This window comes from Pseudarthrobacter sp. LMD1-1-1.1 (assembly GCF_040676255.1).
In the GTDB taxonomy this organism is placed as follows: Bacteria; Actinomycetota; Actinomycetes; order Actinomycetales; family Micrococcaceae; genus Arthrobacter.
Genome location: NZ_JBEGHP010000023.1, coordinates 432910 through 446266 on the forward strand (window position 1 = coordinate 432910; position 13357 = coordinate 446266).

General features: G+C 67.4%; 13 protein-coding genes. 8 read left to right on the forward strand and 5 right to left on the reverse strand.

The features are described 5' to 3' along the window. Window positions 1–154: 154 nt before the first annotated feature. Both MRBLMD1_RS15515 and MRBLMD1_RS15520 read left to right on the forward strand, forming a co-directional pair. Entirely contained in the window at window positions 155–1537 is a 1383-nt protein-coding gene (locus tag MRBLMD1_RS15515; protein WP_224025538.1) for an MFS transporter, read from the forward strand. Window positions 1538–1541: 4 nt separating this feature from the next. Next, entirely contained in the window at window positions 1542–2678 is a 1137-nt protein-coding gene (locus tag MRBLMD1_RS15520; protein ID WP_364401193.1) for an alcohol dehydrogenase catalytic domain-containing protein, read from the forward strand. A 35-nt stretch (window positions 2679–2713) separates the two neighbouring features. On the opposite strand, the gene MRBLMD1_RS15525 is transcribed toward MRBLMD1_RS15520, so the two are convergent. Next, window positions 2714–3646, reverse strand: coding sequence for a LysR family transcriptional regulator (locus MRBLMD1_RS15525; RefSeq protein ID WP_159632417.1), 933 nt, complete (start codon window positions 3644–3646; stop codon window positions 2714–2716). A 111-nt stretch (window positions 3647–3757) separates the two neighbouring features. Between MRBLMD1_RS15525 and mmsB the strand changes: the two genes are divergently transcribed. Together mmsB and MRBLMD1_RS15535 are read left to right on the forward strand one after the other, a co-directional pair. Next, the gene (gene mmsB, locus MRBLMD1_RS15530; RefSeq protein WP_364401197.1) at window positions 3758–4675 is read left to right on the forward strand and encodes a 3-hydroxyisobutyrate dehydrogenase; all 918 of its coding nucleotides are present in this window, start codon (window positions 3758–3760) and stop codon (window positions 4673–4675) included. Window positions 4676–4744: 69 nt separating this feature from the next. After that, window positions 4745–6229 carry a CoA-acylating methylmalonate-semialdehyde dehydrogenase gene (locus MRBLMD1_RS15535; RefSeq protein ID WP_364401200.1) on the forward strand — a complete coding sequence of 495 codons (1485 nt, stop codon included), beginning with the start codon at window positions 4745–4747 and terminating at the stop codon, window positions 6227–6229. 131 nt (window positions 6230–6360) lie between these two features. On the opposite strand, the gene MRBLMD1_RS15540 is transcribed toward MRBLMD1_RS15535, so the two are convergent. Together MRBLMD1_RS15540 and MRBLMD1_RS15545 are read right to left on the reverse strand one after the other, a co-directional pair. Beyond that, window positions 6361–6942, reverse strand: coding sequence for a hypothetical protein (locus tag MRBLMD1_RS15540; protein WP_364401203.1), 582 nt, complete (start codon window positions 6940–6942; stop codon window positions 6361–6363). A 48-nt stretch (window positions 6943–6990) separates the two neighbouring features. Continuing rightward, the gene (locus MRBLMD1_RS15545; protein WP_159632413.1) at window positions 6991–7860 is read right to left on the reverse strand and encodes an SGNH/GDSL hydrolase family protein; all 870 of its coding nucleotides are present in this window, start codon (window positions 7858–7860) and stop codon (window positions 6991–6993) included. A gap of 77 nt (window positions 7861–7937) precedes the next feature. Between MRBLMD1_RS15545 and MRBLMD1_RS15550 the strand changes: the two genes are divergently transcribed. Next, on the forward strand, window positions 7938–8588 hold the full coding sequence (locus MRBLMD1_RS15550; RefSeq protein WP_224025543.1) for an alpha/beta hydrolase: 651 nt from the start codon (window positions 7938–7940) through the stop codon (window positions 8586–8588). Window positions 8589–8641: 53 nt separating this feature from the next. Here MRBLMD1_RS15550 and MRBLMD1_RS15555 read toward each other — a convergent pair whose 3' ends face one another. Further along, window positions 8642–8875 carry an RNA-binding S4 domain-containing protein gene (locus MRBLMD1_RS15555; protein WP_364401208.1) on the reverse strand — a complete coding sequence of 78 codons (234 nt, stop codon included), beginning with the start codon at window positions 8873–8875 and terminating at the stop codon, window positions 8642–8644. A gap of 32 nt (window positions 8876–8907) precedes the next feature. On the opposite strand from MRBLMD1_RS15555, the gene MRBLMD1_RS15560 reads away from it, so the two are divergent. The 3 genes from MRBLMD1_RS15560 (at window position 8908) to MRBLMD1_RS15570 (ending at window position 12453) form a co-directional block, all read left to right on the forward strand. After that, a complete protein-coding gene (locus MRBLMD1_RS15560) occupies window positions 8908–9897 on the forward strand; it encodes a DMT family transporter (protein WP_364401211.1) in 990 nt (329 codons plus the stop codon). A gap of 130 nt (window positions 9898–10027) precedes the next feature. Beyond that, window positions 10028–11413, forward strand: coding sequence for a glycine--tRNA ligase (locus MRBLMD1_RS15565; RefSeq protein WP_224025544.1), 1386 nt, complete (start codon window positions 10028–10030; stop codon window positions 11411–11413). Between the two features lie 2 nt (window positions 11414–11415). Continuing rightward, window positions 11416–12453: a GNAT family N-acetyltransferase gene (locus tag MRBLMD1_RS15570; protein WP_364401215.1), complete on the forward strand. Its 1038-nt coding sequence runs from the start codon at window positions 11416–11418 to the stop codon at window positions 12451–12453. Window positions 12454–12520: 67 nt separating this feature from the next. Here MRBLMD1_RS15570 and MRBLMD1_RS15575 read toward each other — a convergent pair whose 3' ends face one another. Further along, a complete protein-coding gene (locus MRBLMD1_RS15575; RefSeq protein ID WP_364401218.1) occupies window positions 12521–13357 on the reverse strand; it encodes a lysophospholipid acyltransferase family protein in 837 nt (278 codons plus the stop codon).

The window sequence follows — 13357 nt, forward strand, 5'->3', positions numbered from 1 at the left end:
TGTGCATTCCTGCAGATGCGTTCTGCACTAATCGGCGTTGAGGTTGCGCCGCAGGCAGACCATACTCATCGAATCCGGCTTTCGTGGTGTGCATCACACCCGTCTGCCATTGACTGGTCCCCGTGGTGTCGACGACGACGCCGAAGGAGTTCGCATGAGTACGGAAAGCTCCGCCGCAAGGCGTACAGAGGAAACCGACGTCAAGGCCTCAGGCCTTAAAAAAGTGGTGACGGCCTCCATGGCCGGCACGGTCGTGGAATGGTACGAGTTCTTCCTCTACGCATCGGCCGCCACCCTGGTGTTCGGGAAGGCCTTCTTCCCCAACGCCGGCACGGAACTGGACGGCATCATCGCCGCCTTCCTCACCTATGCCGTCGGTTTCGTCGCACGCCCTATCGGCGGCATCGTCTTTGGCCACTTCGGCGATAAGTTCGGCCGCAAGCAGCTGCTGCAGCTGAGCATCATCCTGGTGGGGGTCTCCACCTTCCTCATGGGCTGCCTGCCCACCTTCGGACAGATCGGCTACTGGGCGCCCGCGCTGCTGGTCTTCCTGCGGTTCGCCCAGGGCTTCGCCGTGGGCGGGGAATGGGGCGGCGCCGTGCTCCTCGTGGCAGAGCACAGCCCCAGCAAGTCACGCGGCTTCTGGGCCAGCTGGCCGCAATCGGCAGTGCCGCTGGGCAACCTGCTGGCCACGGCCGTGCTGTTCGTCCTCTCCTCCACGCTGACGCAGGACGCGTTCCTGGGCTGGGGCTGGCGCGTGGCGTTCTGGCTCTCCGCCGTGATCGTCATCATCGGTTACTACATCCGCACCAAGGTCAACGACGCTCCCATCTTCCTGGAGGCCCGCAAAGAGGTGGACGCCGGCCACAAGGGCTACGGCGTGGCCGAGGTGTTCCGGCGCTACCCGCGCGGCGTCTTCACCGCCATGGGCCTGCGCTTCGCGGAAAACATCCTCTACTACCTGGTGGTCACGTTCTCCATCACCTACCTGAAGACGGTGGTGCAGGCTGACACCACGCGGATCCTCCTGCTGCTGCTCCTTGCGCACGCCGTCCACTTCGCCGTCGTGCCCATGGTGGGAAAGCTGTCGGACCGCTTCGGCCGCAAGCCCGTCTACATGGCCGGCGCCATCATGGGTGCCACCTGGGGCTTCTTTGCCTTCCCCATGATGGACACCAAGAACGATGTCATCATCCTGGCGGCCATCATGATCGGCCTGGTGTTCCACGCCTTCATGTATGCCGGGCAGCCCGCCATCATGGCGGAAATGTTCCCCACCCGGATGCGGTATTCCGGCGTCTCCCTGGGATACCAGGTGACGTCCATCGTGGCGGGCTCACTGGCGCCGATCATCGCCGCGTCCCTGCTGGGTACCTACAAGTCCTCCGTCCCGGTGGCGGTGTACCTGCTCATCGCGTGTGCCATCACCGCCGTCGCGGTCTTCTTCCTGAAGGAAACCCGGGGCATCTCGCTGCACGACGTTGACGCGGCCGACGCCAAGGGCACGGCAGACCTGCTCGCTGCCAGCAAGAAGTAGGCACATGAAAGCCACCGTCCTCTATTCCACCGTTCCCGCCCCGGCCGGCGCCGAGGGAAAACAGAGCTACGCCGAGTCCCGGCCCCTGCTGGTGCAGGAGCTGGAGCAGCCGGAGCCGCGCGCCGGTGAGCTCGGAGTCTCCATCACCTACTCGAGCCTGTGCCATTCGGACCTGTCCGTCGTGGACGGTTCACGCGTCCGGCCCCTTCCCATGGCCCTTGGACATGAGGCCGTGGGGCGGGTGGTGTCCGTGGGCGACGGCGTCTCCGACGTATCCGTGGGGGACCATGTGGTTCTGGTGTTTGTGCCCAGCTGCGGCCAGTGCCGGGCCTGCCTTTCCGGCAGGCCCGCGCTCTGCCACCGGGCAGCCGAGGTGAATGGATCCGGAGACCTGCTCCATGGTCCGGCACTGTTGCGGACGCCGGCGGGGGAGCGGATCAACCACCACCTGGGCGTTTCCGCCTTCGCTGACTACGCGGTGGTCGCGCGGGAATCAGTGGTGGTGATTGACGACGACGTCCCGGACACCGTGGCGGCGATGTTTGGTTGCGCCGTGCTCACCGGAATGGGAGCGGTGTTCAACACCGCCGGAGTGGGCCCCGGCCAGTCCGTGGCAGTGTTCGGCCTGGGTGCGGTGGGACTGTCCGCTGTGATGGCGGCCCGCCTGGCCGGGGCCGCCAGCGTCATCGCCATCGACCCCAACCAGGGGAAGCACCAGCTGGCCCGCGACGCCGGGGCCACCGCGGTAGGGACGCCGGAGGACGCGGGGCGGCTGATTGAGGAAGCAGCCGGCGACGGAGTCGACGTCGCCATCGAAGCGGTGGGCTCGGCCGGTGTCATCGCATCCTGCCTGCAGCGGGTCACCAGGGGTGGCGCGGTGGTCTCCGTGGGCCTGCCCCACCCCTCCGCAGAGTTGACGGTGCCGGCCCTGCAGTTCGCCGGGGCCGGCAAGCGGCTGCTGGGCTCCTACATGGGCGACGCCGTTCCAGCGCGGGACATCCCCAGGTACCTCGGGTACTGGCGGGACGGCAAACTGCCGGTTGAGCTGCTGCACACCGACACCCGGCCACTCAGCGAGATCAACGAGGGCCTTGATGCGCTCGCAGCGGGACAGGTAGTGCGGCGGCTCTTCCGGGCCTGAACTGTCAGGCCCGGTTCTTCACCCGGCCCGGCTCCTCACCCGGCGAGCAGCAACGAGCGCTCCTTCACCTCGTCCTTCAGGGCCGCGATCACGGCCTGCACCCGCGCTGACCGGAGCGACTCCGGCCGTGCAACGGCCCAGATGGGCAGCTGGCGCTCAAAATCACCTGGCAGGACGGGGACGAAATCTTCACGGTCTCCCACCATGAAGTTCGGCAGCAGCCCAATGCCGGCGCCCTGGCGCACCGCCTCCACCTGGGCGAACACGCTCGTGGCCTGGAAGCTTGTCCTGGGCGTCGGAAGCTGTGATGACCAGCGGGGCCCAAGCTCCGCCACTTGGAGCGCAGACTCCACGTAAGAGACAAACGCGTGCTGCCCCACGTCGTCGAGCGTTTCCGGCAGGCCGTGCTGCGCGGCATAGCCGGGGCTGGCGTAGAGGCGCAGGTAGTAGTTGCTCAGGAAGATGGTCTGCGCGGTGCTGACGTCGGCCCGGCCCACCACGATCTCCAGGTCCACCCCTGACCGGTTCTGGCTGACTTTCCGGGTGGCGCTCAGCATTTCGATGTTCAGCTGCGGGTTCTGCTGCTGGAGCCGCACCAGCGACGGGGTGACGAACACGGCTCCCACTCCATCGGTCGTGGCGACCCGGACCAGGCCGGCAAGGGCACTCTGGTCCTGGCTGATCAGGCCCGACAACGAGCCAAGGGTGCTTTCGATCGCCTCCGCCGCCTCTACCGCGGCCGCACCAAGCTTCGTCAATTCCCAGCCGTGCGGGCTGCGCTCCAGGGTACGCCCGCCCAGCTGTTTGTCCAGGGCCAGGATGCGGCGGGAAATGGTGGTGTGGGTGGTGCCCAGGGTCTCGGCCACCGCATTGAACCGGCCCAGGCGCGCCACGGTCAGCAGGATGAGCAGGTCGTCGGGGCTGGGCAACCGTCTCGAATCCACGGGCGGCCTTCCTCTTGTGTGCATCAATGCACAGAGCGTCTGTAATTTTTCCCCTTGATTGCACTCTAGCAGGGTGTGATCGTAGACACAGACATGCCGGCAGGAACGCCGGAATGGAAGCAAAGGAGCTTACGCATGGCAGTTATCGGATGGATCGGCCTGGGCAACATGGGCGGCCACATGTCGGTGAACCTGGTGAAGGCCGGGCACGATGTGCGCGGCTTCGACCTTAACCCCGCGGCACTGGCAGCCGCCGAGGCAGGCGGCGTCAAGCGTGCAGCCAGCATCGCCGAAGCGGTGGACGGCGCGGACGCCGTGTTCACCATGCTGCCCAAGGGTGAACACGCCCGCGCCGTCTACCTTGGGGAGGACGGTGTTCTGAAGCATGCGGATACCCGCACGCTGCTCATCGACTCCTCCACGATCGACATCGCCTCCGCGCAGGAACTGCACGACGCCGCTGCTGCCGCCGGCTTCCGCTTCGTGGACGCCCCGGTGTCCGGCGGAATGAGCGGTGCCGAGGCCGGAACCCTGACGTTCATGGTGGGCGGTGAAGAGGGTGCCGTCAAAGACGCCTCGGGCTACATCGGGCCCATGTCCGGAAACATCATTCCCACGGGTGGCCCCACCACGGGCCAGGCAGCCAAGATCTGCAACAACCTGATGCTTTTCATCAACCTCGCCTCCACCGCGGAGGGTGCGGTCCTGGCTGACCGGCTGGGCCTGGACAAGCAGGTCTTCTGGAACATCGCCTCGGTCTCGTCGGGGGACTCCTGGGCGCTGCGGACCTGGTACCCGGTCCCCGGAGTGGTTCCCACCGCGGCCTCCAACAACGACTTCGCACCCACATTCACCACCGAGCTCGCGAACAAGGACATCGGCCTGGCCATCAGCGCCGCCGACGACACCGGCACGCCGCTGGAGATTGGCAAACATGTCCAGCAGCTGTTCCAGCGGCTCATTGACGCCGGTGATGCGGGCAAGGACTGCTCCATGATCATCAAGCTCGTGGACGGCTCGCTCCAGCCCGCCGACGGGACGCCGTCCAACTAACCGCGCCGTCCAACGCAGACACGCAGTCCAACCAACCATGCCGCAAGAACCGCAGGAAAAGAGACATCCTTGGAAACCATTCCGCACTACATCAACGGCGCCCGCGTCACCGATGCCGACCGCTTCGGTCCGGTCTTCAACCCCGCCACCGGCCAGCAGGAGAAGCAGGTGGCGCTCGCCTCGGCGGCACGGACAGAGGAAGCCATCGCCGCAGCCCGCGCCGCGCTGCCGGCCTGGCGGGCCACCAGCCTGGCCAAGCGCACCACCATCTTCTTCAAGGTCCGCGAGATCCTCACCCAGCGAAAGTCCGGGCTCGCGGCGATCCTCACCAGCGAGCACGGCAAGGTCCTCTCCGACGCCGAAGGTGAAATTGCCCGCGGCCTGGAGAACATCGACTTCGCCACAGGCCTGTCCCACATGCTCAAAGGCGAACGCTCGGAGCAGGTCTCCAGCGGCATCGACGTGCACTCCGTCCGCCAGCCGGTGGGCGTGGTGGCGTGCATTACCCCGTTCAACTTCCCGGCCATGGTGCCGCTGTGGATGATCGGCAGCGCCCTGGCGTGCGGCAACACGGTGCTGCTGAAGCCCAGCGAGAAGGATCCGTCGGCGGCCGTCTTCATCGCAGAGGCCTTCGCCGAGGCGGGCCTGCCGGCCGGGGTCCTGAACGTGGTCCAGGGGGACAAGGAAGCGGTCGACGTCCTGCTCGAGCACCCTGAGGTGAAGGCAGTCAGTTTCGTGGGCTCGACCCCCGTGGCCCAGTCCATCTACAAGCGGGCAGCTGATCACGGCAAGCGGGTGCAGGCCTTGGGCGGCGCGAAGAACCACATGGTGGTGCTTCCCGACGCCGACCTGGACATGGCTGCCGACGCGGCGGTTTCCGCCGCCTACGGTTCCGCCGGTGAACGCTGCATGGCCGTCAGCGTCCTGGTGGCCGTGGGCAACATCGCCGACGACCTGGTGAAGGCGATATCCAGCCGCATGGCAGACCTGAAGATCGGTGCGGGAACCGACCCCGCCTCGCAGATGGGTCCCCTGATCACCGCGGAGCACCGCGACCGGGTGGCATCCTACGTTTCAGGTGCCGAAGGCGAAGGGGCCACCGTAGTGGTGGACGGCCGCTCCCAGCAGTTCGACTCCGACGGGTTCTTCATTGGGGTCAGCCTGGTGGACCACGTCAAGCCGGGCATGAAGGTGTACGACGACGAGATTTTCGGCCCCGTCCTGTCCGTGGTCCGGGTCGATACCTACAGCGACGCGGTGCAGCTGGTCAATGACAACCAGTTCGGCAACGGCACGGCCATCTTCACCCGCGACGGCGGGGCGGCGCGGCAGTTCGAGTTCGACGTTGAGGCAGGCATGGTGGGCGTCAACGTCCCCATCCCGGTCCCGGTGGGCACGTTCTCGTTCGGCGGCTGGAAGAACTCGCTGTTCGGCGACACCCACATGTACGGGCCCGACAGCATCCGGTTCTACACCCGCGGCAAAGTGGTGACCACCCGCTGGCCGGACCCCTCCACCTCCGTGATCGACCTGGGCTTCCCGCAAGTGGACTAGGCAAGTGGATTAAGCACCACCACCTGGCACGCGGATTAAACAACACCAGACCGGGTTAAGAAACAACAGGCCGGGGACCGTCATTCGGTCCCCGGCCTGTTGTGTGGAGGGGCTGCTAAGCACCAGGGCGGCTAGCCGTTCATGATGTCGCCGCGTCGCTTCATGTACTCCTCCATGGACAGCTCACCGTTGCTGTACTGCTGGTCCAGCTCCGCGAGTTTCCGCGCCCGGTATCCTTGCGGGCCCGAGGGTGGCGGGGGAGTGGCGGGTCCGGAAGACTGCTCCCGTCCCTGCTGCTGGTAGGGCGCTTGGTACGGCTGCTGCTGGTAGGGCGGTTGGTACGGCTGCTGCCGGAACGGCGGTTCCTGCCCGAAGCCCTGCGACCCAGCGCCATAACGGGGGTCCGTCATGGGCGGCTGCCCGTACTGGTACGGCACGGGCGGCTGGCCCTGCTGGCCGGGCCGGCCGAAGCCGCCGGAGAAGTAGTCCTGCTGGGTGTACCCGTCGCGCGGCTGGTTGCTCTGCGGCCCGGCGGAACCGGGGAACCGGCCATAGCCCGGGAACTGGTTGGAACCAGGGAACTGGTTCGGACCCGGAAACTGGCCGGGCAAGCCCTGGCCCCGGTCCCGCCGAGCCATGGAACGCCGGTACGCCCGCATGGCCATGGGGACAACGAAGGACAGGATAATGATCCAGAAAAACAAGCTGCTCACGGTGCCGCACCTCTCGAGTGTTGTCCTTCCAGCCTAACCCCGGAAGCGTTACCGGCGGCTGGGTTCCGAGGTTCCCAACGGACCCTCGCCGGAACCCAACGGGACGCCCGGGCCGAAGATGGGACCCGGCGTCGGCCGCTTTGCCATGACGCCGTCACCCGAGGACTGGCGCCGCAGCCGGCGCAGCACCCACGGCACGAAATATTCGCGTGCCCACACGAAGTCCCCGCTCCGGGCCTCCCGCCACGTGCGCGGCGGCAGCGGCTTGGGCTGCAGCGGTTCCAGCGAATGCTGAACGTTCAGCGCGTCCAGCACCATCGCGGCAATCGTGTGGTGCCCCAAGGGGGAGAAATGCAGGCGGTCCTGGTCCCACATCTGCGGGTCGCTCAGCTGCCGCAGCGACCACATGTCCGCGATGACCGCGTCATGCCGGGCCGCCACCGTCCGCAGGTTCTCGTTGTAGATGGCCACCTTGCTGCGGATCCTGCCCAGCACGGAGGAACCCGTGTCCGGCCCGTTGAACAGCACCACCGTGGCGCCGCCCATGGACAGGATCTGGACCACGGAATCGAGTTTCTCGGCCAGGGCGTCAGGATCGCCGCCGGGGCGGATGAGATCGTTCCCGCCGGCGGAGAGGGTGACCAGGTCCGGCTTCAGCTCCAGGGCCGGGGCCAGCTGCTGGTCCACGATCTGCTGCAGCAGCCTGCCGCGGACGGCAAGGTTGGCATACGCGAAATCCGGCTGGGTGCGGCCCAGCTCTTCGGCAACGCGGTCGGCCCAGCCGCGGTGGCCGCCGGGGCTTGAGGGTTCGGGGTCGCCGATGCCCTCGGTGAAGGAGTCGCCCATCGCCACATACCGGGTCCAGGGGTGGGAACCGGGGTGCGCGGACGGGGTCTGGATGGCACTTGCGTCAGTCACGGTCCTATCCTGCCTTCCGTCTTGCTGCCTACGCGAACGTAGGTTGTTACTTTCCGGTAACTGTAAGAATGGAAACCATGACTGACGCCGAAGTATTTCCTGCCCCCGTTGTCCTTTGGTCCCATCCGGAAGACCAGCGCGCCGGCAAGCCGCTGCTGGTGCTGCTCCACGGCTACGGCGCCAATGAGCAGGACCTGCTCAGCCTGGCCGACCTGCTGCCCGGGGACTTCGCGGTCGCCTCGCTGCGGGCGCCGATCGCCATGGGCCCCGGCTTCACCTGGTTCCCGCTGACGGCCTCGATCGAGTACTCGCTGGAACGGGTCAAGAAGGCTTCGGCCTACGTGCTGGAGTGGATCGACACCATCCGGGTGGGGCACCCGTCCGTCACCCTGCTGGGTTTCTCCATGGGCATGGCGATGGCCACCACGCTCCTGCGCCAGCGGCCCACGGACTTCGCCGCCGTCGTCGGACTGTCAGGCTTCGTGGTCGACGCCGCCGATGACCCCACGTTCAAGGACGCCGAGCTGGACGGAACCGTGCCCATGTTCTGGGGCCGGGACCAGCAGGACCCCGTGATCACCCAGGACAAGATCGAGTTCACCATGGGCTGGGTGCGCAAGCACGTCAAGCTCACCAAGGTGCTGTACACCGGCATGTGGCACGGCATCAACCAGCAGGAGATCGGGCACGTGGGGGAGTTCCTCACCCACGAAGTGCTCAACAAATAGGACGTACGACGGCGCGCGGCGGCTTGGGCGCCCCCGGCGCCCCGCCGGCGCCGTCAGTCAGCGTTGGGCGCGACCACCCGGACGCTCTGGCCGTTGACCGTGACGGTGTCTCCGTTGTGCAGCTGGCGGCCACGGCGGTCATCGATCTCGCCGTTGACCTTGACCAGGCCGTTCTTGATGAGCTCAGCGGCCTCCACCCCGTCCTCAACGAGGTTGGCGAGCTTCAGCAGCTGGCCAAGCCGGATCATGGTGTCGCGGATGGGGACGTCCTCAATGGGGTTGCTCATAGAGCAATAATGCCTGAACTAAGGTGGATTCAATGACCTCCCCTTCGCGCCTGCCGGTACTTGCAGGCCTGCCCCTGGCCGTGGGTTCCGGCCTGGCCATCCCCGTCCAGGGCCGCATCAACGGGGCGCTGGGCGCCCGCCTCAATGACGGAATCGCCGCGGCGGCCGTGAGCTTCAGCACAGGCCTGCTGGTCATGATCGTCATTTCCCTGGTCCTGCCGCGGGGACGGGCAGGCCTGGCCGCCATCATCCCGGCGGTCCGCAACCGTGCCTTTCCCCGCATCTACGTGGTGGCCGGTGCCATCGGTGCGTTGTTCGTCTTTGCCCAGTCCTTCACCGTGGGCATCCTCGGTGTGGCACTGTTCACCGTGGCCACCGTCACCGGACAGACTGTCAGCGGCCTGCTGGTGGACCGGCTGGGAATCGGGCCGGCTGGAAAGAAATCCGTCACCGGCATCCGCATCATTGGCTGCATCCTGACCATCGCCGCCGTCGCGTGGGCGGTGTCGCCCCGGTTCAGCAGTGGAGGCTCAGGGGACGGGGCCGCCGGGTTGCTGCTTCCCCTCCTGCTGCCCGTGGCGGCGGGGTTCCTCATGAGCTTCCAGCAGGCCATGAACGGCACCGCCACCCTCCACTACGGCACTCCCATTGCCGCCACGCTGGTCAACTTCGTGGCCGGCTGCACCGTGCTCTGGGTCGCGTTGGCCGTGAAGCTCGCGGTGGCCGGCCCCGCCAACCCGCTGCCGGGGGAGTGGTGGTACTACCTGGGCGGCCCCATGGGCTGCGTGTTCATTGGGCTGGGCGCCCTCCTGGTCCGCAGCCTGGGCGTACTGGTCACCGGGCTGGGCATGATCGCGGGCCAACTGCTCGGCTCGCTGGCCCTGGACCTGGCGCTGCCCGCCCCGGGCACCGTCGTGGCCCCGGCCACCGTGCTGGGAACCCTGCTCACGCTCGGCGCCATTGTCCTGGCCACCCTGCCGTGGCCCCGGGGCGCGCTGCGCAGGCAGCGGCCGGTACGCTAGGACACAAGCTTTTCCACGATCTTCCTTCATCCGCCCCGACCCGCTGCCCTGCGCCCCAGGTGCAAGGCAGCGCCGGGCCTGACAACCCGCGGACCGCACCCAGCGGCCCTGTAGAAATTGGAGTTACCCCATGGCAGCAAAATCCGTCCTCGACCAGGTCATTTCCCTCTCCAAGCGGAGGGGCTTCGTGTTCCAGGCCGGTGAGATCTACGGCGGTTCGCGCTCTGCCTGGGATTACGGCCCCCTCGGTGCCGAGCTGAAGGAAAACATCAAGCGCCAGTGGTGGCAGTCCATGGTCCGCGGCCGCGAGGACGTGGTGGGCCTGGACTCCTCCGTGATCCTGCCCCGCCAGGTATGGGAAGCATCCGGCCACGTTGAGGTCTTCTCCGACCCCTTGGTGGAATGCCTGTCCTGCCACAAGCGCTACCGGGCCGACCACCTCGAGGAAGAATACGAGGAAAAGAAGGGCCGCCCCGCCGAGAACGGCCTGAAGGACATCGCCTGCGCCAACTGCGGCACCCGCGGCCAGTGGACCGAGCCGCAGGAGTTCTCCGGCCTGCTCAAGACCTACCTTGGCCCGGTGGCCAGCGAAGAGGGCCTGCACTACCTGCGGCCCGAAACGGCGCAGGGCATCTTCGTGAACTTCAACAACGTGCTCACCACCTCCCGGAAGAAGCCGCCGTTCGGCATCGGCCAGATCGGCAAGTCGTTCCGCAACGAGATCACCCCCGGCAACTTCATCTTCCGCACCCGCGAGTTCGAGCAGATGGAGATGGAGTTCTTCGTCGAGCCCGGCACGGACGAAGAGTGGCACAAGTACTGGATGAACGAGCGCATGGCCTGGTACACCGGCCTGGGCATCCGCGAGGAGAACCTGCGCTTCTTCGAACACCCCAAGGAAAAGCTCAGCCACTACTCCAAGGGCACCACGGACATCGAGTACCGCTTCGGTTTCCAGGGCTCGGAGTGGGGCGAGCTGGAAGGCATCGCCAACCGCACCGACTTCGACCTCTCCACCCACGCCAAGGCCTCCGGCACGGACCTGAGCTACTTCAACCAGGCCACCAACGAGCGCTACACCCCGTACGTCATCGAGCCCGCGGCCGGCCTGACCCGTTCCTTCATGGCGTTCCTGGTGGACGCCTACACCGAGGACGAGGCCCCCAACGCCAAGGGTGGCGTGGACGTGCGCACGGTACTGAAGCTGGACCCGCGCCTGGCGCCGGTCAAGGCCGCCGTGCTGCCGCTGAGCCGCAACGAGGACCTGTCCCCGAAGGCCAAGGCCCTGGGTGCGCAGCTGCGGAAGAACTGGAACATCGACTTCGATGACGCCGGCGCAATCGGCCGCCGCTACCGCCGCCAGGACGAGATCGGCACCCCGTTCTGCATCACCGTGGACTTCGATACCCTCGAGGACCAGGCCGTCACCATCCGCGAGCGGGACACCATGAGCCAGGAACGCGTCTCCCTGGACAAGGTGGAAGGCTACCTGGCGGCACGGCTGATCGGCGCCTGAGCATGGCCATCGAATACCGCGAATGGCGGGACGGCGACGACCTTGCCCTGCTGGAAATCTGGGGCGGTCCGGAGACCGCGCAGGCCCGCCAGTTCCGCGGCGCCCTCGCCGTGTCCTCCAATGGAGGAAACGGCACCCCGTGGCGCCGCTGCATCGTGGCCGAGGACGTTGTTGACGGCGTCGGTATCCCCGTCGCCGCCGGCGTCGTTTATGAAGCCTCCCTGCACCCGGAACGCCTGTGGACGTACGTTGAAGTCGCGCGGGACCACCGCCGCAACGGCATCGGTGCCACCCTCCTGGCCATGCTGCGCCGCGAGGCCGGCCACGCGCCGTCGGGCGTTTCCAAGCTCCGCGCCAAGGTGGAGCCGGGCAGCCCCGGCGCCGCATTCGCCGAAGCCGCCGGGCTGGCACCCATCCAGCGTTCCCGGCTGGTCATCGTGGAGCCGGGAGCCCTCCGGCTGCCCGTGTTCCCGGACAAGGACCACGGCGGCCGGCCCATCGACGGTGAGAACGCCGGTTCGGACATCGTCATGGACCTGGCCACCGGCTCGGTGGAGCTGACTGACGTGGTGGGCCGCTACTACACCTCCATCCACGGCTGGGACTCCCCGGGGGTCCTCTCCGTGGGCCAGGTGCAGAAGCTCTTCCTGGACGAGCTCACCGGTGCGCACGGTGCCATCGTGCTCCGCGCCCAGCCGGAATCCGCGTTCGGCCAGGGTGTGGCACCCAGCAAGAAGGGCCGCATCCGGGCGTTCGCGGTCAGCTACGCCGCCCCCGCCGGGCCTGACGACGCACCCAACGCGGAGGTGGGCCCGGGCGTGGACACGCCCACGGACGTTTTCGTTGGCCACGAGCCCTCGCTCGATGCTGACGATGCCGCCGAGGCGGTACGGGACATGCTCGCCCTGATCGCCTACCAGCACCCGGTCATGCTTGAACTGGACGATTCCATGACGGCCCTGCGCGCCGCCGTCGAGCCCCTCCTGGAGAGCGGCAAAGCCCGGCTGGCGGGCGCGGAGACCCTGGTGGTCTCGGACTAACCAGCCCCGCCCCAACTGGGTAGCGCCAAGTGTCGTTTCGACCCCTCAAAACGACACTTGGCGCTACCTACTTGGACTGGTACTTTCCGCGGGGAGCGCGACGGCGGCCCGCGGCTGCGTCGGCGGCGTCCAGCAGCTGCCGTTCGGCGTCAGTTGGTGCACCGCCGCCCAGCCGTGCCGGCATCCACCATGCCCCGGGTTCCGGCCGGAGCGGAAAGCCGGCGATGCAGCGGTCGATTCCCGCCTGCAGCGTGCCGCGCAAAGCTTCCGTTGCCGCTTCAACGTCGACGCCGGCGGGAAATACCACCGGCTCGTCCACATGGACCCGGACCGGCGCCCGCCAGCTGCGGCGGAAGGAGAAGCCATGTCCCCTGGTCAGGATGCGGTGGGCGCCCCAGATGGATACCGGAATGACCGGAACCCCCGCTTCCGCCGCCATCCGGACAGCCCCCGTGCGGCATTCGCGGACGGTGAAGCTCCTGCTGACCCCAGCCTCGGGGAACACCGCCAGGTATTCGCCTTCCCGCAGCCTGGCCACGGCAGCGGCGTAAGCGTCTGCGCGGCCGGTATATCCCACCACCACATGGCCGCTGGCGCTGATGGCGGGCCCCGCCAGCCAATGGTCCGCCGCGCCCTGGTGGACCAGGAACCGCAACTGGGCCCGGGTGCTGCGCCAGAGGAGCAGTTCGACGACCGCAAAATCCACGTAGCCGAAGTGCGTCACGGCGAACACCGCGCCGTGCCCGCGGACGGCCTTCCGGGAGGGGCCGCGGGCCGGTCCCTGGGCAGGCAGGTGCTCCAGGCCGGTGGCTTGAATGTCCAGTTGCAGGGCCCAGCGCAGGAACTGGCCGGTGCGGACGATCAGGCGGTAGAAGTGGTCGTTGGCCGGGGGACGCCAGGGCAC

Coding starts and splice junctions, on each gene's coding strand:
- MRBLMD1_RS15525 (WP_159632417.1), bottom strand. CDS start 3,646: ATGCACACAAGAGGAAGGCCGCCCGTGGATTCGAGACGGTTGCCCAGC.
- MRBLMD1_RS15565 (WP_224025544.1), top strand. CDS start 10,028: ATGGCAGCAAAATCCGTCCTCGACCAGGTCATTTCCCTCTCCAAGCGG.
- MRBLMD1_RS15560 (WP_364401211.1), top strand. CDS start 8,908: ATGACCTCCCCTTCGCGCCTGCCGGTACTTGCAGGCCTGCCCCTGGCC.
- MRBLMD1_RS15550 (WP_224025543.1), top strand. CDS start 7,938: ATGACTGACGCCGAAGTATTTCCTGCCCCCGTTGTCCTTTGGTCCCAT.
- MRBLMD1_RS15555 (WP_364401208.1), bottom strand. CDS start 8,875: ATGAGCAACCCCATTGAGGACGTCCCCATCCGCGACACCATGATCCGG.
- MRBLMD1_RS15520 (WP_364401193.1), top strand. CDS start 1,542: ATGAAAGCCACCGTCCTCTATTCCACCGTTCCCGCCCCGGCCGGCGCC.
- mmsB (WP_364401197.1), top strand. CDS start 3,758: ATGGCAGTTATCGGATGGATCGGCCTGGGCAACATGGGCGGCCACATG.
- MRBLMD1_RS15570 (WP_364401215.1), top strand. CDS start 11,416: ATGGCCATCGAATACCGCGAATGGCGGGACGGCGACGACCTTGCCCTG.
- MRBLMD1_RS15515 (WP_224025538.1), top strand. CDS start 155: ATGAGTACGGAAAGCTCCGCCGCAAGGCGTACAGAGGAAACCGACGTC.